This is a genomic window from Holdemania sp. 1001302B_160321_E10 (genome assembly GCF_015552275.1).
Classification (GTDB): domain Bacteria; phylum Bacillota_I; class Bacilli_A; order Erysipelotrichales; family Erysipelotrichaceae; genus Holdemania.
Genome location: NZ_JADNEM010000004.1, coordinates 1 through 16,074, shown reverse-complemented (window position 1 = coordinate 16,074; position 16,074 = coordinate 1). Strand labels below are relative to the sequence as shown.

The 16,074-nt window shown below is 52.8% G+C and carries 19 protein-coding genes; 12 read left to right on the top strand and 7 right to left on the bottom strand.

Features of this window, described 5'->3' with window-relative positions; translation table 11 throughout:
- Positions 1-6: 6 nt before the first annotated feature.
- Both htpG and I2D94_RS03155 read right to left on the bottom strand, forming a co-directional pair.
- Positions 7-1,902 (bottom strand): molecular chaperone HtpG, encoded by a 1,896-nt coding sequence (gene htpG / locus I2D94_RS03160; protein ID WP_072683699.1) that lies wholly within the window; start codon positions 1,900-1,902, stop codon positions 7-9.
- 190 nt (positions 1,903-2,092) lie between these two features.
- Positions 2,093-2,287, bottom strand: a complete 195-nt coding sequence (locus tag I2D94_RS03155; protein WP_072683698.1) for a hypothetical protein — start codon at positions 2,285-2,287, stop codon at positions 2,093-2,095.
- A gap of 135 nt (positions 2,288-2,422) precedes the next feature.
- Between I2D94_RS03155 and I2D94_RS03150 the strand changes: the two genes are divergently transcribed.
- Positions 2,423-2,911, top strand: coding sequence for a helix-turn-helix domain-containing protein (locus I2D94_RS03150; protein ID WP_072683697.1), 489 nt, complete (start codon positions 2,423-2,425; stop codon positions 2,909-2,911).
- 96 nt (positions 2,912-3,007) lie between these two features.
- Here the strand turns inward: I2D94_RS03150 and I2D94_RS03145 are convergent, their stop codons facing one another.
- The 4 genes from I2D94_RS03145 to I2D94_RS03130 all read right to left on the bottom strand — a co-directional run bounded on the left by I2D94_RS03145 (position 3,008) and on the right by I2D94_RS03130 (position 6,135).
- The gene (locus I2D94_RS03145) at positions 3,008-3,754 is read right to left on the bottom strand and encodes a copper homeostasis protein CutC (protein ID WP_195395578.1); all 747 of its coding nucleotides are present in this window, start codon (positions 3,752-3,754) and stop codon (positions 3,008-3,010) included.
- Between the two features lie 608 nt (positions 3,755-4,362).
- Positions 4,363-4,896 (bottom strand): hypothetical protein, encoded by a 534-nt coding sequence (locus I2D94_RS03140; RefSeq protein ID WP_195395577.1) that lies wholly within the window; start codon positions 4,894-4,896, stop codon positions 4,363-4,365.
- 118 nt (positions 4,897-5,014) lie between these two features.
- Complete coding sequence (locus tag I2D94_RS03135) at positions 5,015-5,572, bottom strand: chromate transporter (RefSeq protein WP_072683693.1); 558 nt, start codon at positions 5,570-5,572, stop codon at positions 5,015-5,017.
- Positions 5,569-6,135 (bottom strand): chromate transporter, encoded by a 567-nt coding sequence (locus I2D94_RS03130; RefSeq protein ID WP_072683692.1) that lies wholly within the window; start codon positions 6,133-6,135, stop codon positions 5,569-5,571. The genes I2D94_RS03135 and I2D94_RS03130 overlap by 4 nt, the downstream gene beginning before the upstream one ends.
- 139 nt (positions 6,136-6,274) lie before the next feature.
- Here I2D94_RS03130 and I2D94_RS03125 point away from each other — a divergent pair, with 139 nt between their 5' ends.
- Genes I2D94_RS03125 through I2D94_RS03105 form a run of 5 tightly spaced genes read left to right on the top strand, consistent with a single transcriptional unit; the run spans position 6,275 to position 9,027 of the window.
- Complete coding sequence (locus I2D94_RS03125; protein WP_195395576.1) at positions 6,275-7,177, top strand: LysR substrate-binding domain-containing protein; 903 nt, start codon at positions 6,275-6,277, stop codon at positions 7,175-7,177.
- A complete protein-coding gene (locus I2D94_RS03120) occupies positions 7,161-7,460 on the top strand; it encodes an MGMT family protein (protein ID WP_195395575.1) in 300 nt (99 codons plus the stop codon). Before I2D94_RS03125 ends, I2D94_RS03120 begins: the two co-directional genes overlap by 17 nt.
- An 18-nt stretch (positions 7,461-7,478) precedes the next feature.
- Positions 7,479-8,063, top strand: coding sequence for a DUF3795 domain-containing protein (locus tag I2D94_RS03115; protein WP_195395574.1), 585 nt, complete (start codon positions 7,479-7,481; stop codon positions 8,061-8,063).
- An 8-nt stretch (positions 8,064-8,071) separates the two neighbouring features.
- Positions 8,072-8,485 carry a peptide deformylase gene (locus I2D94_RS03110; RefSeq protein ID WP_072683959.1) on the top strand — a complete coding sequence of 138 codons (414 nt, stop codon included), beginning with the start codon at positions 8,072-8,074 and terminating at the stop codon, positions 8,483-8,485.
- A 20-nt stretch (positions 8,486-8,505) separates the two neighbouring features.
- Entirely contained in the window at positions 8,506-9,027 is a 522-nt protein-coding gene (locus I2D94_RS03105) for a putative immunity protein (RefSeq protein WP_072683688.1), read from the top strand.
- A 237-nt stretch (positions 9,028-9,264) separates the two neighbouring features.
- On the opposite strand, the gene I2D94_RS03100 is transcribed toward I2D94_RS03105, so the two are convergent.
- On the bottom strand, positions 9,265-9,768 hold the full coding sequence (locus tag I2D94_RS03100) for a flavin reductase family protein (protein WP_072683687.1): 504 nt from the start codon (positions 9,766-9,768) through the stop codon (positions 9,265-9,267).
- Between the two features lie 201 nt (positions 9,769-9,969).
- Between I2D94_RS03100 and I2D94_RS03095 the strand changes: the two genes are divergently transcribed.
- Genes I2D94_RS03095 through I2D94_RS03070 form a run of 6 tightly spaced genes read left to right on the top strand, consistent with a single transcriptional unit; the run spans position 9,970 to position 15,681 of the window.
- Positions 9,970-10,815, top strand: a complete 846-nt coding sequence (locus I2D94_RS03095; protein WP_195395573.1) for a fumarate hydratase — start codon at positions 9,970-9,972, stop codon at positions 10,813-10,815.
- Positions 10,815-11,348, top strand: a complete 534-nt coding sequence (locus tag I2D94_RS03090; protein WP_195395572.1) for a Fe-S-containing hydro-lyase — start codon at positions 10,815-10,817, stop codon at positions 11,346-11,348. The genes I2D94_RS03095 and I2D94_RS03090 overlap by 1 nt, the downstream gene beginning before the upstream one ends.
- A complete protein-coding gene (locus tag I2D94_RS03085) occupies positions 11,345-11,788 on the top strand; it encodes a DUF523 domain-containing protein (protein ID WP_195395571.1) in 444 nt (147 codons plus the stop codon). Before I2D94_RS03090 ends, I2D94_RS03085 begins: the two co-directional genes overlap by 4 nt.
- Positions 11,785-13,248: an aspartate ammonia-lyase gene (locus I2D94_RS03080; protein ID WP_006060101.1), complete on the top strand. Its 1,464-nt coding sequence runs from the start codon at positions 11,785-11,787 to the stop codon at positions 13,246-13,248. The genes I2D94_RS03085 and I2D94_RS03080 overlap by 4 nt, the downstream gene beginning before the upstream one ends.
- 4 nt (positions 13,249-13,252) lie before the next feature.
- A complete protein-coding gene (locus I2D94_RS03075; RefSeq protein WP_195395570.1) occupies positions 13,253-14,431 on the top strand; it encodes an NADP-dependent malic enzyme in 1,179 nt (392 codons plus the stop codon).
- 50 nt (positions 14,432-14,481) lie between these two features.
- Positions 14,482-15,681, top strand: coding sequence for a MalY/PatB family protein (locus tag I2D94_RS03070; RefSeq protein ID WP_370544604.1), 1,200 nt, complete (start codon positions 14,482-14,484; stop codon positions 15,679-15,681).
- Positions 15,682-16,074 lie beyond the last annotated feature (393 nt).

The window sequence follows — 16,074 nt, the reverse complement described above, 5'->3', positions numbered from 1 at the left end:
TGAAGCTTATTCCTGGTTGGCGCGGATCATCAGATCGCAGACCTGATTGGCATACGCGATCGGATCTTCAATCTTGTAGCCTTCGATTAACATCGCCTGCGTATAAAGCAGATCGGTGTATTCGTCCATCAGTTCCGGATGCTTGTCATAAATCTTCTGCAGCGTCGCGAAGATCTCATGATCCGGATTGATTTCCAGAATTTTGCCAGCCTTGACTTCATTCTGGTTTGGCATCTGATTCAGGACTTTTTCCATTTCCATCGACAGACCTTCGTCGGAGACCAGGCAGACCGGATGGGATTTCAGACGGGAGGACAGGCGGACTTCCTTGACTTTTTCGCCCAGTGCTTCCTTCATCTTGTCCAGCATCGACTTGTTTTCCTGCGTCTTCTCTTCCTTGGCCTTCTTTTCTTCCTCATCGTCCAGATCCAGATCACCCTGATTGATCGACTTGAACTTCTTTTCCTTGTATTCCATCATGATGTTGGCGGCGAATTCGTCGACGTCGTCTGTGAAATACAGGACTTCATAGCCTTTGTCCTGGAGCTTTTCCATCTGCGGCAGCTTTTTGATCAGCTCAATGCTCTCGCCGCTGGCGAAGTAGATCTGATCCTGGCCTTCCTTCATTCGGGAGACATATTCGTCCAGCGTCGTGTATTCATCGTTGTGCGTGGACTTGAACAATAACAGATCCTGCAGCTGATCCTTGTGCATGCCATAGTCCTGGTAGACGCCGAATTTCAGCGACAGACCGAAGTTCTTGAAGAATTCTTCATATTTCTCCCGATCGTTTTTCAGCATGTCTTCCAAGGTATTCTTGATCTTTTTCTCAATGCTCTTGGCCAGCGTTTTCATCTGCCGGTCCTGCTGGAGGATTTCACGCGAGATGTTTAGATTCAGATCGTCGCTGTCGACCAGACCGCGGACGAAGCGGAAGTAATCCGGTACCAGATCCTTGGCTTTGTCCATGATGAACACGCCCTTGCAGTAAAGCTGCAGTCCCGGTTCATAATCGGCGCTGTAGAAGTTGTACGGTGTTTTGGCCGGGATGAACAACAGCGCGTTGTAGGACGTCGTGCCTTCCACGGAATAATGCATGACTTTGGCCGGATTTTCCCAATCCATGAATTTGTTCTTATAGAACTCGTTGTATTCATCTTCCTTGATTTCCGATTTGTTGCGCTTCCATAACGGAACCATCGAGTTCAGCGTCTGGATTTCCTTTACCGTTTCCGGTTCGTCCTTGCCTTCGACGGTTTTGGTCGTTTCCACTTCCATCTCAATCGGCCAGCGGACATAATCGGAATACTTGCGGATCAGGTTTTTGATCGTGTATTCGTCAAGATATTCGTCGACCTTGTCGTCTTCGCTTTCTTCCTTCAATTCAAGGATGATCTTCGTGCCGACAGTCTCCTTCATGATCGGCGAAATGGTGTAGCCGTCCTCGCCGTTGGAGATCCAGGAATAACCCTGTTCACTCTGGGCGCTGCGGGTTTCGACGATGATCCGCTGGGCAACCATGAACGCGGAGTAGAAACCGACGCCGAACTGACCGATGATATCGACATCGCTGGTGCCTTCCTCCAGCTTCTGCTTGAATTCCAGCGAACCGCTGTGTGCGATCGTGCCGAGGTTGGTCTCCAGTTCCTCCTGGGTCATGCCGATGCCGCTGTCAGTCAGCGTGATCGTGCGGTTGTCCTTGTCCAGATCGATCCGGATTTTTAATTCGCTCTTATCGACGCGCTGATTTTCATCGGTCAGCGACAGGTAATACCGCTTGTCCAGGGCGTCTGACGCGTTGGAGATCAGTTCCCGCAGAAAGATTTCCTTGTTGGTATAGATAGAATGAATCATCAGATCCAAAAGACGCTTGGATTCAGCTTTAAACTGTTTTTTAGCCATAATGATTTCCTCCTTTTAGCACTCTTGATAAGTGACTGCTAAGATAATATAACACTTTTCCCCCGTCCTGACAAGTCCGCCGCGCTACTTTTCCACAAATTAAAATTTACCGGCTTTTCAGGAGACTGCAGGGCAAAAGAAAAAGGAGGAAGATCAGCCTTGAAGTCAGACAAATTCTGTAAATATCCGGTCAGTCTGTTTCAGCTGCACCTTTTCGCGTCTGCTCGATATGGGCGATGCAGCGCTGATCGCAGGGAGTCTTTGTGTAGGGACAACGCAGCGCGGCATGGCTGCAGCAGAGGAAAAGCAGAGCTTCCAGCCGGGGAAGATCAGTCTTTGCGTCGTTTGGCAGCAGGTTCAAATTAACCTGAAATGGATTTTCCATAAGCACCTCCTGGTCGAACTCTATTTTATCTCGTATAAAGAGAAAAATAAAGATTATCCATTAACGAGAAATGGCAAATTTTTACGTTGTTTTACGATATGATTCTTATACGAAAACAAGGAAGGGAGGGGCCGGATGAAAGCAAAACTCTCATTGGGCGAGAATCTGCGTCTGCTGCGGGAAGAACGGGGAATCAGCCAGGAAGCTCTGGGGCAGGATTTAAGCTTGAGCGACGGCGCGATTTCCCGGTATGAGAATAATGTCGCGGAACCGGATATCAACACGCTGTTCGGCATGGCGGAAATCTTCGGCGTCGATTTCAACTATCTGTTGGATTATCATGGGCGCGTGCGGAAAAGCCAGGAGATCGTGCTGCAGAACAAAGACGTGGAGCTGTTGAATTGCTTTCATCAATGTTCCTCGGGGCATCAGCGCGTGATCCGGATGCTGACCAAAGAACTGGCGCGGCAGGATGGGCTGTGGCCGAAGCTGAGTGAACTGGCGTCGCTGGAAACCGCGGGTCTGGTCAATGAAGATAAAGAAGAATGGATTGAACCTCAACCCGAAGTGAAAATCATAAAACAGCCGGGACATTCCCGGAAGAAGAAAAAAACCGATTCCTGACCTTGGTTGATGCAAAGGTGAAGAATCGGTTTTCGTTTGGCTTTTCAGCCGCCGCTTTGTGCATCAGGCAAGAGCTGCTGTATTCCAAAGAGGAACTTATCCAGCGGCGGCCAGCGTTAATTCACGAACCTTCTTTTCGCTGACCACATCATAATCCAGCTCATGCGGCGCCGAAGCAAAGGCGTAAGTGACGTGATTGCCGGCGGTCGTCGGATCGGTCAGCCAGTCTTTGCATGAGGAATGCAGCTGGCAAACGCCAGTCTGCTTTAACAAAAGCTGCGCGTTGCCCGCATTGACGCCGCTGCCAGCTAGAATTTCAATCTGACTGCCATAGTTTCGCTGCAGCCTCGCGATCGTTTCAATTCCCTGTTCCGCTTTCGCTTCCCCGCCGCTGGTCAGCACCCGGTCCACCTTCCAGTCGATCAGCTGCCGCATCGCGGCATCGAAATCAACGGTGCAGTCGAACGCCCGATGGAAAACAAACTCCCTGCCATACTGATGGGCCAGGTCAGCCATGGCCCGGGTTTGCGCGGCATTGATGGTGCGGTCGGCGTTTAATGCGCCGAAGGCCAGACCCGCCGCCCCGTGCTTTAAAAGCAGTTCGGCGTCGGTCAATAAGATTTCAAATTCCGCGTCGGTGGTGCAGAAGCCTGCGCCCCGGCTGCGTACCATTGCAATGATCGGCAGCGACACGGCTTTTTTCGCCTGAATCAGATTGGCCAGCGTCGGCGTCAAGCCGCCCAAAGCCAGGGCGGAGTTCAGCTCGATCCGATCCGCGCCCCCGGCCTGAGCGGCCAGACAATCCTGCGCGCTTCCGCAGCAAATTTCTATTTTCGGTTTCATGCGTCGATTCTCCTTCTCATTCCTGTTACCCTCATTGTATCGAGATGAAGGAAGGAATGCAAGGTATAGGGTGATTCATGACGGACACGCTGTGGGCAGACCAATGAAAAGCAGAAGGAAGTCATGCCAATTCGGGACAGGCGCGGAAATTGTGGATTAGCGGCAGGTCTGGCAGTGTTTTGGCTTGCGCAGCAGAATTGCCGGGGAAGGTTTTGAATAAGAGGGAGGATCAGGGAAAAGTCGTGCGAGAAAACAGAGCCTCATGAAAAAGCAGGACATAAGGGAAAAGCAGGACATAAGGGAAAAACAGGACATAAGGGAAAAAACAGGAAATAAGGAATAAACAACTAAGGAAAAAACAGGACATCAAGAACAACAGAATGTTAAAAAAGCTGAAAATCAAGAAAAAGCAGAATATAAAAAAGGCAGAAATCCAGCGCCTGCCAAGGCTTACCCGAAAGGGCCGCGCTGATTCTGCCTGATTTTACTATTTGTAACTGGATAAAGATAAGTGCCGGCGCTCCCTTACCGGCTGATTTTCAAGCTCAGCCGCACCCCGTTTCCTGTCGGATTGCGAACGCCCCGGTTAGAAAACCAGCCTGGACGATTTACTGAGCGTTCGGGTTGAGCGTGACGACGAACATGTCGCCAGTTTCATCATTGTCGAATTCCTCCAGATAAATCAACAGGAATTCCGGTTCCTCCGCCGGAACCTCAAAGACCAGCTTGTACGTCGCGGACTTGCCTTTGGCCAGCTCAAATTCTTCCGGCATGACCGACTTGTCGTCAAGATTGACTAACGGATAGTACAATTCCTCCGTCGATTCCCAAGTCAGCACGAAATCCTGATCAAACATCGGCAGCGCTTCGCCAAAGGTGTTGGTTTCTTTCACAGTGATGCATAACAGCTGCATCCCCTCTTTTGCGGTATACCCGCCGAAGCTGTCGGTCAGCGCGGCGTCTTCAACGATGAAGTCGAAGAATTCGTTGCGCATTGTATCGCCAAGGTTGCCGTAATAAAGACCGTCTTCATCCTCGGAGTGCCGGGCGATGACGTTGCCGGTTTCTTTACTGGTGCCTCCGGAGCAGCCAGTGGTCAGTAATAAAGCGATTGTTAATAAAGCAGCAGCAAGTTTTTTCATAGTTCCTCCTCCATACCCGCAGATTTAGAATTTCCCTGATTTTAATCTGTGGTCTTGCGCTTTTATTCTACCTGATTTCGTTCATTTTTGGAACTTAAGATTTTCTCAATAAGGAAGGTTAGAGATAAAACAGACAACCGGCCAGCGCGCTGAGGATCAAAACGGGAATCGGACCCAGTTTTCCTTTGACGATCGCCGCCAGCGACAGCGCAAATAGAATCAGTGCCGTCCCGTTGAATTGCAGCGGCTGCTTCCATGAGGAAACCCCGCACAGCGCGATCAGAACAATCGTCGCGGCGGAGGCGGCGATCAGACCCACAGAAGCCGATTTCAACGTTTCAAGCAGATGCAATACCGCTTTCTGATCGCCGTTGCGGCTGAAAAAGCGCTGCAGCGCCAGACTGATCAAAATTCCGCACAGCACGCAGCCCCCGGTCGCCGCGATCGCCCCGGCCAGCCCGCCTAAACGCATGCCGACAAACGTCGAGGTGTTGACTGCCAGCGGACCGGGCGTCATCTGCGACAGCGTGATGATGTCGGTGAATTCCTGCAGCGTCAGCCACGGATGAACGACGACAGCCTGCTGCTGAATCAGAGGCAGGGTCGCATAACCGCCGCCGATGCTGAACAAACCAATTTTTAAAAAGGTGACAAACAAGTCCAGAATCAGATTCATGCCCTGTTCCTCCGTTGATTATTGATAAAACTGAGTACAAGCGAGATCCCCGTCCAGAACAAAAGCAGCGTCATCGCCGGAATTTCCAGGACAAAACCGCAGAAAAACGTGACGGGTAAAATCAAGCTGTGAAGCGTTTGCTTCTGCTTCAAGATCACAGCGCTCATCTCATAGACCAGCTGCACGATCAGCGCCGCAACCCCGGCTTCCATGCCTTTAAGGCAGGCATTGATGACCGGCTGGGTGCGGAAGGCATCATAACAGGAAGAAATCAGCGCCAGGATGATAAACGAAGGCATAACGGCCCCCACCGCACTGATCCAGGCTCCGGCCATGCCCAGCGTACGCCGGCCGGCCAGAACTGAGAGGTTGACAGCGATCGCACCGGGTGAGGATTGGGCAATCGCCGCCATCTCCAACAGCTCGGATTCCGTAAAGAGCTGTTTCTGCTGCACAAAGATCTTGCGGATCATCGGAATGACGATGTATCCGCCTCCGAACGTAAACGTACTGATATACAAATTGACGGCGAAAAGCCAGAGTCCGGTTTTCCATGATTTCATAAGTTTCACCCTCCGGATCTATTATCTGTAAAATAAAGGATGAAGTAAAATTGCAAAAATCTATGTTTTCCATTACTATTTAGTTATGCTAAAAAGACAGCGGCAAAATAGGACAGCGTGCCGCAAAGGAGGGATCAGGATGACAATCCGGCAGTGGAAAGTATTTCGGGCCGTGGTCGAGCAGGGAAGCGTTACCCGGGCAGCGAAGGTCTTATATATGAGTCAGCCGGCGGTCTCGCATGTGGTGAGTGAAATGGAGCAGCAGTTAGGCTACACGTTATTAGACCGGATCGGCCGTCACTGCAGGGTCAACGGACGCGGTATGCAGCTGTACCATAAGCTTGTTCCCATTCTCGAAGCGATTGAAGATCTTGAACAAAGCACAGCTGATCTGGAAAAGCAGGCGCCATTACGGATCGGATCGAGCATTACGATCGCCAATATGTGGCTGCCTTCTCTGATAACGCAGTTTCGTCGGCAATGTCCGAAGACGCCGGTGCAGGTTCAGGTGGATCGGGCGAAGGAAATCGTCAGGAAAGTGCTGGCGAATGAAGTGGATCTGGGCTTTACCGAAGGAATATGTGAGGAAGAAAGCATTGTGAAGCTGCCATTTTCCCGCTATCGGCTGGCCTTTGTCTGCCGTCCGGACCTGCCGGCTGCCGGATTTGAAACGTTGAAGCTGGACCAGCTGGGGGATCAGGCGTGGTTATTGCGGGAGCCGGGCAGCGCGATCCGCGACAGTCTGGACAGTGCGCTGCGGCTGCGCCAGATCCAGGTCAAACCCGCCTGGGAAAGCGTCAATTCCCAAGTTCTGAAGCAAGCCGCGCTGGCCGGCTTGGGGATCGCATTATTACCCCGGCAGATGGTTCGTTCACCCCTGGCGGCTGGCGAGCTGACGGAAGTAAAGATCGAAGGAATCGAATTGGAAAATCAGAACTGGATGATCTATCACCGCGATAAATTTGAATCGGAAGCGATTCGCTGCTGGAAACAATTAATCAAGCAAACTGAAAGGGAGAACGGCGATGAAGGAAGATTTTGAAGCGCTGGTGCTGGCGGTGATCAGCGAGATTCCCTATGGCCAGGTTGCCAGCTATGGCCAGATCGCCGAGCTGGCCGGATATCCCCGCCATGGCCGGCATGTCGGCAAAGCCTGTTCACATTCTGCGTTCTACGGTGATTATCCGTGCCACCGCGTGGTCAACAGCCAGGGCCGGACAGCGCCGGGATGGGATGAACAGCGGTGCCTGCTGGAAGCGGAGGGCGTTGAATTTAAGCCCAACGGCTGCGTAGATATGGCAAAATATCAATGGCAGCTCCGGTAAAGGAGAGGAAGAAACAAAATGACGATAAAAAATGAAGGCTTGCGGGCCTATCCGAAGTTCTCGCTGTGCGGTCTGGCCTGCGGCTGCTGCACACTGTATCTGGGCGGTCATTGTCCCGGCTGCGGAGCGCCGGGCAGACCCCGCTGCAAGCTTTTGAAATGCGCCGCAGAACAAGGCGGGATTGAATATTGCAGCCAATGCGAACACTATCCCTGCAAGCTGATGGCCGCCATTGAGGATACCGTTTCGTTTGTGACCTGCCATCACCGGCTGAAGGATCTGGATCAGTTGAAAAGGATCGGGCCTGCCGCTTTTGAAGCACAGATGGAACAGAAACTGGCAATCCTGGCGGAATTGCTGGAAGATTATAACGAAGGCCGCCGCAAAAGCTTTTATTGTCGGGCCGTGACGCTGCTTCCTTTGGCGGAGCTGGAAACGGTCATGACAAGATTGCGGTCGCTGGATCCGGCGATGCCAGTAAAGGAAAAAGCTGCCGCGGCGGTAAATCAGCTGCAGGCAGCGGCGCAGCGCCATGATATTCTCCTGAAACGAAATTTGAAGAAACCGGTTCAGGAGAAAACAAACGTTGAAAAGAAAGGGTGATTTATTTCATGATTCGAGAAATAGTAACGGATCCGATTCTGCTCAGCCGCCCCAGCCGGGAGGCAACGGACATGGATCTGGCCGTTGCGGCAGATCTGAAGGACACGCTGAGGGCGCATGCGGATCACTGCGCCGGAATGGCCGCCAACATGATCGGTCAGTCCGTCCGGATAATCGCGGTTTTTGTTGCGGATCAGCCGCTGGTGCTGATCAATCCGCAGGTCATTAAGGTCGAAGGGAGAAAATATACGGCTGAGGAAGGCTGTTTATCACTGTCAGGCACGCGCCGGGCGCAGCGCTTTGAAAAGCTGCAGCTGCGCTATCAGGATGAACAGGGCCGAATCAAGCAACGGACATTCAGCGGTTTTACCGCGCAGGTGATTCAGCACGAATTGGATCATTGCGAAGGCATTTTGATTTAAATCAGAAGGAAATAAGGAAAATGGCAAAATTACGAAAAATGTTGGGCGATGTCAATTCGCCGGAATGCATCGCAATGATGCGGCTGATCGAAACTCAGAGTGAAACCACACTGGCGCGCTGGTCTCTTGGGTATGTTGAAAGCAGGATCTTGCCGATCTATCAGAAAAAAGCCGGCGGGGATAACCGGCTGACTGCGCTGATTCAGGCGTGTCAAATGGTTGTGCAGCAAAATCAGCCGGGAAAGACAGGAAAACCGTGGATTCAGGAAGCCGGCCAGATCGCCCGGGAAACCCCAGATCCGATCACCCAGGCCGCTGCCCGCGCGATCGCTGCGGCCTGCGGCACACTGACCACGCCGACCAATGCGCTGGGGTTTCTGTTCTATGCGGCCGCGGCCCTTGTCTATGATCAGGGACTGGATTTGCCTGCGTCTGAAATGGAGGAGCTGACCCGTCAAATCTGGCAGGATGCGTATGCTTCGCTTTCAGCTCAATCCGTCAAGGACGAACCCTGTCCGGCAAAAATTCAGTGGCATTGTTAGGCTGAATCTGCGCAATCCTTATAATTTAAAAAAATCGACATGGAAAGCAGCATCGCAAAAAGATGCGCGCCTGCATACTTTGAGAAAGAAGATAAAAAGCTGTGGTCATCAATCAGGCAGGAATCAGCCGGAGCGACCACAGCTTTTTTTATGGACACTGCACAAGAACACTGCACAAGGACACTGCACAAGGAAACAGTACAAGAAAATCAAATCCGTTTGCGAATTGTTTGAAAATTATGCCTCGTTTAGATAAGCGGCGACAATTTCACACGTATAAGCCTTGTGGTAATCACGGTTTGGATAACTTGCGTCTTCCACGGCTTTGTCGATAAACTCAGCGTCGCTGACTTCCATCGTCGCCAGCTTCTTCAGAACCAGCACCAGACGCGCCTGATCAATGCACGGCGCTCCGTCGAGCAGAGTTGTCGTATAGCCGACATGCGCCAGCTTATCCTCATCTTTGCCGCTGGCTTTGCCCAGATACGCCAGCTTTTCCCGTTGATCGTTGTCGAAGAACGCCAGCGAGAAGCTGTTTTCCCGTTCGATCAGCGGGTAGGTGTGACGCTGCGGCCGAACGTACACGGTGACCACCGCTTTGTTCCACAGCCAGCCCATCTGAACCCAGTTGACGGTCATGCCGTTGACCTTGCCCTCGTCCTGAACCGTCAGCACGGCCCAGTCGTTATGGATCAGGGAAATCAGATTCCGATCCAGTTTTTCAATCTCAATTTTTTTCATGCTTTCACCTCAATTTCTATTGTATTCCCGAATCATTGAAAATGGCAGTGAAACGATGTTTCTGAAAGTGGTTTCAAATGTGCTGCGTTCCTTGATGAAAGAATTTATATCTTGTCAAGGAACATCCTGGAATGCGCGGATTAAGCAGTTCATTCCCCGATTTGTTTGTGTTACAATAACAAACAGAAAGGGCTTAGGAGTATGCGAGAAATTGAAGTCAAAGAAATACAGGAAATCGTAAGGGACTGCTGCAGCGGCATCGCCTTTGAATATCCTGACGACGTGATGGCGAAACTGGTCACCTATGCCGAAAAGGAAGACAAACCCAGGGCCAAACAGGCGCTGGCGCTGTTAATGGAAAACGCTGAGCTGGCCAGGACGAAACGGCTGCCGATCTGCCAGGATACCGGAATGGCGGTCGTCTGGCTGACGATCGGTCAGGACGTTCACTTTATTGGAGGATCGTTAAAGGACGCGGTCAACAAGGGCGTAGAGGAAGCCTATCAGGAAAGCTATTTGCGCAATTCCGTCGTCAGTGATCCGGTGTTTGAGCGGAAGAATACGCTGACCAACACTCCGGCGGTGATCTACACGGAGATCGTGGAAGGCGATCAGGTCGTAATCGAATGTGCGGCGAAGGGCTTCGGCTCGGAGAACTGCTCGCGCATCAAAATGTGCAAGCCGGCTGAGGGCGTCGAAGGCGTCCGGAATTTCATTCTGGAAACCGTCAAGCTGGCCGGCCCGAACGCCTGTCCGCCGATGGTCGTCGGCGTCGGTGTCGGCGGGACGATGGATTATGCCGCCTACCTGGCTAAGCGGGCGTTAGTCCGGCCTCTGGACAGCGAGAATGAGAACGAACAATACCGCCAGCTGGAACGTGAATGCCTTGAACAGATCAATCAGCTCAACATCGGACCGATGGGGCTGAAGGGCCGCGCGACGGCGCTGAAGGTCAATATCGAATGGTTCCCGACGCACATCGCGGGCATGCCGGTGGCGGTGAACATCAACTGCCATGTAACCCGGCATAAAAAGGTGGTGCTGTAATGAAGAAAATTCAACTGCCGTTAACGATGGAAGACCGCCGGTCCCTGCGCGCAGGGGAACAGGTGCTGTTAAGCGGCGTGATCTATACGGCGCGGGATGCGGCGCACAAACGGATGAAGGAGCTGCTGGACGCCGGAGCACCGCTGCCGTTTGATCTGAAGGATCAGATGATTTACTATGTCGGACCCACCCAGACGCCTCCGGGGATGACCTTTGGCAGCGCCGGCCCGACCACGGCGACGCGCATGGATGTCTATACTCCGCAGCTGCTGGATCTGGGCCTGGCCGGCATGATCGGCAAAGGCAAGCGCAGCGATGCGGTCAAGCAGGCGATCATCCGCAATCAGGCGGTCTATTTCGCCGCGGTTGGGGGAGCCGGCGCGTTGTTGGGCCTGCGCGTGAAAAAAGCCGAAACGATCGCGTTTGAGGATTTACAAAGCGAAGCGATCCGGCGGCTGGAGGTCGAGGATTTCCCGGTCTTCGTCTGCTTCGACAGTCAGGGAAACGATCTGTACGCTGAGGATTTTGAATGATCGCCGTCAGCGCCTGTCTGGCGGGGAGGGCCTGCCGCTATGACGGCAAGGCCAATACCGTGCAAGCGCTGAAGGAAATGGTTGAACGCGGGGAAGCCGTGGCGATCTGTCCGGAAGTGCTGGGCGGACTGGGCATCCCGCGCGATCCGTGCGAACGCCAGGGCTGCCAGATCTGCACGCAATCCGGTAAGGACTGTACTGCCGAGTACCGCAAGGGCGCCGAAGCCGCGCTGGCGCTGATTCAGAAACATCACATCACGCTGGCGGTGCTGAAAGCCAAAAGTCCCTCCTGCGGCAAAGGTTTGATTTATGATGGAAGTTTCACCCGCACGCTGAGGGAAGGCCATGGTTTGACAACCGAGCTGCTGATCCAAAACGGCGTCCGGGTGTTCACGGAAGACGAGTGGAAAGAAGAAAAGGAGAATTCACAAAAAGCATGAACGCAACAGAACAAACCCCGGAACAGTTCCGGTGGGAACATGATTCACTGGGCGAAATCGAAGTCCCGAAGGAGGCCCTCTACGGCGCGCAGACACAGCGGGCCATGACCAATTTCCAGATCACCGGCCGGCGGATGCATACGCAGATGATCCGCTCGATCGGCAAGGTCAAAAAAGCCAGCGCTTACTGCAACAACCAGTGCGGATTCCTGGATGACGAACGCCTGAAGTATATCACCGAGGCGTGCGACGAGGTCATCTCCGGCAAGCTGGATTCGTGGTTTATTACCGACTGCATCCAAGGCGGGGCGGGCACGTCGTTTAATATGAACGCCAACGAAGTCATCGCCAACCGGGCTGCGCAGCTGGCCGGCCGCGAGATCGGCGTCTACGATTATATCCATCCGAACGATCACATCAACTTCGGTCAGTCGACTAACGACGTCTTCCCGACCGCCGGCCGTCTGACGGCGCTGGCGTTGGTTGAGGTGCTGTTGGGCGAATTGACCGAGCTGCAGCATTCCCTGCTTAAAAAAGCGAAGGAATTCGACGGCGTGATCAAGATGGGCCGGACGCACCTGCAGGACGCCGTTCCAATCCGTTTAGGCCAGGAATTTCACGCTTATGCGACGATGGTCGGCCGCGATATCAAGCGGATCCGCGTCGCCTTCAACGATTTAAAGGCCGTCAACATGGGCGCGACGGCTGTCGGCACAGGCTTGAATGCGGATGAAAAATACAAGAAGATGATCGTGCCGGTGCTTTCAGAAATCAGCGGCATCACGCTCAGCTCCGCCAAGGATCTGGTCGACGGCACCCGCAACTGCGATACGCTGGCGTTTGCCTCCGGCGCGCTGAAGGTGCTGGCGGTCAATCTGTCCAAGATGTGCAACGATTTGCGGATGATGGCCTCCGGGCCGAAAGCCGGCTTAGCGGAAATCAAGCTGCCGGACCGGCAGCCGGGCAGCTCGATCATGCCGGGCAAGGTCAATCCGGTCATCGCCGAGGTCTGCAACCAGGCCTGCTTCAACGTCATCGGCAACGATGTGACAATCGCCAAGGCGGCGGAAGCCGGACAGCTGGAGCTGAATGTCTTCGAGCCGGTGCTGTTTAAGAATCTATTCGAGTCGATTGAGATTATGGCTAACGCTTGCCATACGCTGCGTCTGAACGCGATCGACGGCATCAAGGCGAATAAGGAAAACTGCCTGTTCTTCGTTGAACGCTCGGTTTCCCCGATCACGGCCTTTGCCCCGCATATCGGCTACGCTAACGCCAGCCGGATCGCTAAGCAGGCGCTGATCGAAAACCGCACGCTGCGCGAGGTGCTGCTGGAAAGCGGATTGATTACCGAGCATGACCTGGAAATCATCATGGATGTTCAGGAAATGACCAAGCCGGGTATTCCGGGCAAGAAACGTTTAGCCAAGAATAAGAAGAAAGAAAAAGTGGAGGGATAACACAATGACTGTTTATGAAGACGCACTGAAACTGCACGAACTGCACCATGGCAAATTATCGATCGAACCGAAGGTTCCCTGCGAAACGCCGGAAGATCTGACGCTGGCCTACACGCCGGGCGTCGCTCAGCCATGTCTGGAAATCAACAAAGATCCGGAAAATGCCTACCGCTATACCGGCAAGGGCAACACTGTTGCGGTTGTCACCGACGGTACTGCGGTGCTGGGCTTAGGCGATATCGGCGCGGTCGCCGGTCTGCCGGTCATGGAAGGTAAGGCGTTATTGATGCACCGCTTCGCCGGGCTGGACGCGTTTCCGATCTGCGTCGATTCCAAGGATCCGGAAGACATCATCAAGGTTTGCAAGCTGATTTCCCCAGGTTTGGGCGCGATCAATCTGGAAGACATCAGCGCTCCGCGCTGCGTGGAGATCGAACGGCGTCTGATTGAAGAACTGAACATCCCGGTCTTCCATGACGATCAGCATGGTACGGCGATCGTCGTGCTGGCGGCACTGATCAACGGTCTGCGGTTAACAGGCAGAAAGCCGGAAGACATGAAGGTCATCGTCAACGGCGTCGGCGCGGCCGGCAGCTCGATTATCAAGATGATGTACAACTACGGTTTCAAGAACATTCTGGCGTTTGATTCCAAGGGCGTATTGCATCCGGATAAAAAGGACAGCTACAACCCGCTGAAGCAGGAGCTGCTCGAATACACCAATCTGCATGGCGAAAGCCCGGCGGACTTAAAGGCGGCGTTAGTGGGCGCGGATGTGTTCATCGGCGTTTCCAAGGGCAACCTGTTGACGAAGGAAGACATCGCCACGATGAACAAAGATTGCTTCATCGTCGCTTTAGCGAATCCGACACCGGAAATTGATTACTATGAAGCGAAAAAGGGCGGAGCGCTGATCGCCGCGACCGGCCGTTCCGATTTCCCGAACCAGGTCAACAACCTGTTAGCCTTCCCGAGCATTTTCCGCGGCGCATTGGACGCGAAAGCGACCCGGATTACCGAGGACGTCAAAATTGCGGCCGCTCAGGCGATCGCCGATCTGATTCCGGCGGAAGAGCTGACGGAAGAATACATCATTCCATCGCCGTTTGATTCCCGCGTCGTCCCGGCCGTTTCCAAGGCGGTCAGAGAAGCCTGCATCAAGAGCGGTTATATCCGGAAATAAGTTCTGTGTTTCAAGTCCTGGTTGTAAGCTGAAGTCAGAAAGTGGGGGAAATGCGTATGAGCTATGATTTCACAACCCGAATTAACCGACAGCCCCAGAATTCCAGCAAGTGGAAAGGGATGCGTAAGCAAAACCCGGAAGTGCCGGAAGGAATCGTTCCGTTATCTGTCGCGGATATGGAATTAATGAATCCGCCGGAGATCATTGAAGGTCTGAAACAGTTTCTCGATCACCGGATCTTAGGCTATACCGACGCTGGTGAGGATTACTACACGGAAACGGTGAACTGGATGCAGCGCCGCCATCATTGGACAATCGAAAAAGAGTGGCTGGTTCTGCTTCCGGGCGTCGTCACGGCGATCAACGTCGCCGTCCGCGCGTTTGTAAAACCGGGTGAAAAGATTGCGATCCTCACACCGGTCTACTATCCGTTTAAAAAGACGATTGAAGCCTGCGGCTGCACGACGGTGACCAGCAGTCTGATCAATCAGGAAGGCGTATATTCTATCAATTTTGACGATCTGGAAGCCAAGCTGGCCGATCCGGAAGTGAAAATGTTGATCTTCTGCAGTCCGCATAATCCGATCGGCCGCGTCTGGACGAAGGCGGAGCTGATGCGGGTTGGCGAACTGTGTCTGAAACACGACGTTCTGATCGTTTCCGATGAGATTCATTTCGATCTGATTCTGCCAGGTTACGAGCATACCGTCTTCGCTTCGTTGTCGCCGGAATTGAGCGACCGCATGATCGTCTGCACGTCGGTCTCGAAGACGTTCAATCTGGCGGGGATGCAGTGCTCGAATATCGTGATTCCCAACGCTGAGCTGCGCGCAGCCTACAAGGCCACGATGAGCAGTTATATCAACGGTCATCTGAACATCATGGCCTATGAAGCGGCAACGCTGGCTTATCGTCATTGCGAGGGCTGGCTGGACGAGCTGTTAGATTTGTTGGAAACCAACCGCAAAACGGCTGTCGAATTCTTCGCCAGCCATTTCCCGAAGGCGGTTGTATCTCCGCTGGAAGGAACATATCTGTTATGGGTGGATCTGCGGGCTTATTTCGCGAATCAAAACGAACAGGAAGAATTCATGACAAAGAAAGCGCTGTTGTTCTTGGACGAAGGGTATTTGTTCGGCGAGGAAGGCAGCGGCTTTGAGCGGATCAACTTGGCCTGTCCGACGTCTTTGTTGGAAGAGAGTCTGGCCCGGATGGCGCAGGCTTACGAAAAGGACTCCGCCGTCGCATAAGCGGACTTTCCTGATCGGATAGCATTTCACCGTAATATTAGATGATCGTAAAAAAGTGGCTTTATCGAATGAATCCGGTCTCGCTTCAGGGAGGCAGAGCGGACATCGTTGGAGCCGCTTTTTTGTTTTCCTGCTGGAGGGAGGGCAGGAGATTACCTTCAAGGAGTAAATATTGAAAATAGTTTCATTACTTTCTTCAAAATTGGTTAATATTTATCAAATTTCATCGAAATGAGCGAGGCTTTTTCAAAAAAACTGCAATATTAGAAGTGATGGGAGATGAAAGAAATGATCGTTGAAGCCAACCAGATTCATGAAGACAAAGCGGGGTACAGACCAACGAGATGGCGTACCGAAGAAAAGGGAGATCAAAATATCGGAATACAGCCGTCC

Excerpts from the sequence above, each read along its gene's own strand:
- htpG (WP_072683699.1), bottom strand. The coding sequence starts at position 1,902 with ATGGCTAAAAAACAGTTTAAAGCTGAATCCAAGCGTCTTTTGGATCTG.
- I2D94_RS03155 (WP_072683698.1), bottom strand. The coding sequence starts at position 2,287 with ATGGAAAATCCATTTCAGGTTAATTTGAACCTGCTGCCAAACGACGCA.
- I2D94_RS03150 (WP_072683697.1), top strand. The coding sequence starts at position 2,423 with ATGAAAGCAAAACTCTCATTGGGCGAGAATCTGCGTCTGCTGCGGGAA.
- I2D94_RS03145 (WP_195395578.1), bottom strand. The coding sequence starts at position 3,754 with ATGAAACCGAAAATAGAAATTTGCTGCGGAAGCGCGCAGGATTGTCTG.
- I2D94_RS03140 (WP_195395577.1), bottom strand. The coding sequence starts at position 4,896 with ATGAAAAAACTTGCTGCTGCTTTATTAACAATCGCTTTATTACTGACC.
- I2D94_RS03135 (WP_072683693.1), bottom strand. The coding sequence starts at position 5,572 with ATGAATCTGATTCTGGACTTGTTTGTCACCTTTTTAAAAATTGGTTTG.
- I2D94_RS03130 (WP_072683692.1), bottom strand. The coding sequence starts at position 6,135 with ATGAAATCATGGAAAACCGGACTCTGGCTTTTCGCCGTCAATTTGTAT.
- I2D94_RS03125 (WP_195395576.1), top strand. The coding sequence starts at position 6,275 with ATGACAATCCGGCAGTGGAAAGTATTTCGGGCCGTGGTCGAGCAGGGA.
- I2D94_RS03120 (WP_195395575.1), top strand. The coding sequence starts at position 7,161 with ATGAAGGAAGATTTTGAAGCGCTGGTGCTGGCGGTGATCAGCGAGATT.
- I2D94_RS03115 (WP_195395574.1), top strand. The coding sequence starts at position 7,479 with ATGACGATAAAAAATGAAGGCTTGCGGGCCTATCCGAAGTTCTCGCTG.
- I2D94_RS03110 (WP_072683959.1), top strand. The coding sequence starts at position 8,072 with ATGATTCGAGAAATAGTAACGGATCCGATTCTGCTCAGCCGCCCCAGC.
- I2D94_RS03105 (WP_072683688.1), top strand. The coding sequence starts at position 8,506 with ATGGCAAAATTACGAAAAATGTTGGGCGATGTCAATTCGCCGGAATGC.
- I2D94_RS03100 (WP_072683687.1), bottom strand. The coding sequence starts at position 9,768 with ATGAAAAAAATTGAGATTGAAAAACTGGATCGGAATCTGATTTCCCTG.
- I2D94_RS03095 (WP_195395573.1), top strand. The coding sequence starts at position 9,970 with ATGCGAGAAATTGAAGTCAAAGAAATACAGGAAATCGTAAGGGACTGC.
- I2D94_RS03090 (WP_195395572.1), top strand. The coding sequence starts at position 10,815 with ATGAAGAAAATTCAACTGCCGTTAACGATGGAAGACCGCCGGTCCCTG.
- I2D94_RS03085 (WP_195395571.1), top strand. The coding sequence starts at position 11,345 with ATGATCGCCGTCAGCGCCTGTCTGGCGGGGAGGGCCTGCCGCTATGAC.
- I2D94_RS03080 (WP_006060101.1), top strand. The coding sequence starts at position 11,785 with ATGAACGCAACAGAACAAACCCCGGAACAGTTCCGGTGGGAACATGAT.
- I2D94_RS03075 (WP_195395570.1), top strand. The coding sequence starts at position 13,253 with ATGACTGTTTATGAAGACGCACTGAAACTGCACGAACTGCACCATGGC.
- I2D94_RS03070 (WP_370544604.1), top strand. The coding sequence starts at position 14,482 with ATGCGTATGAGCTATGATTTCACAACCCGAATTAACCGACAGCCCCAG.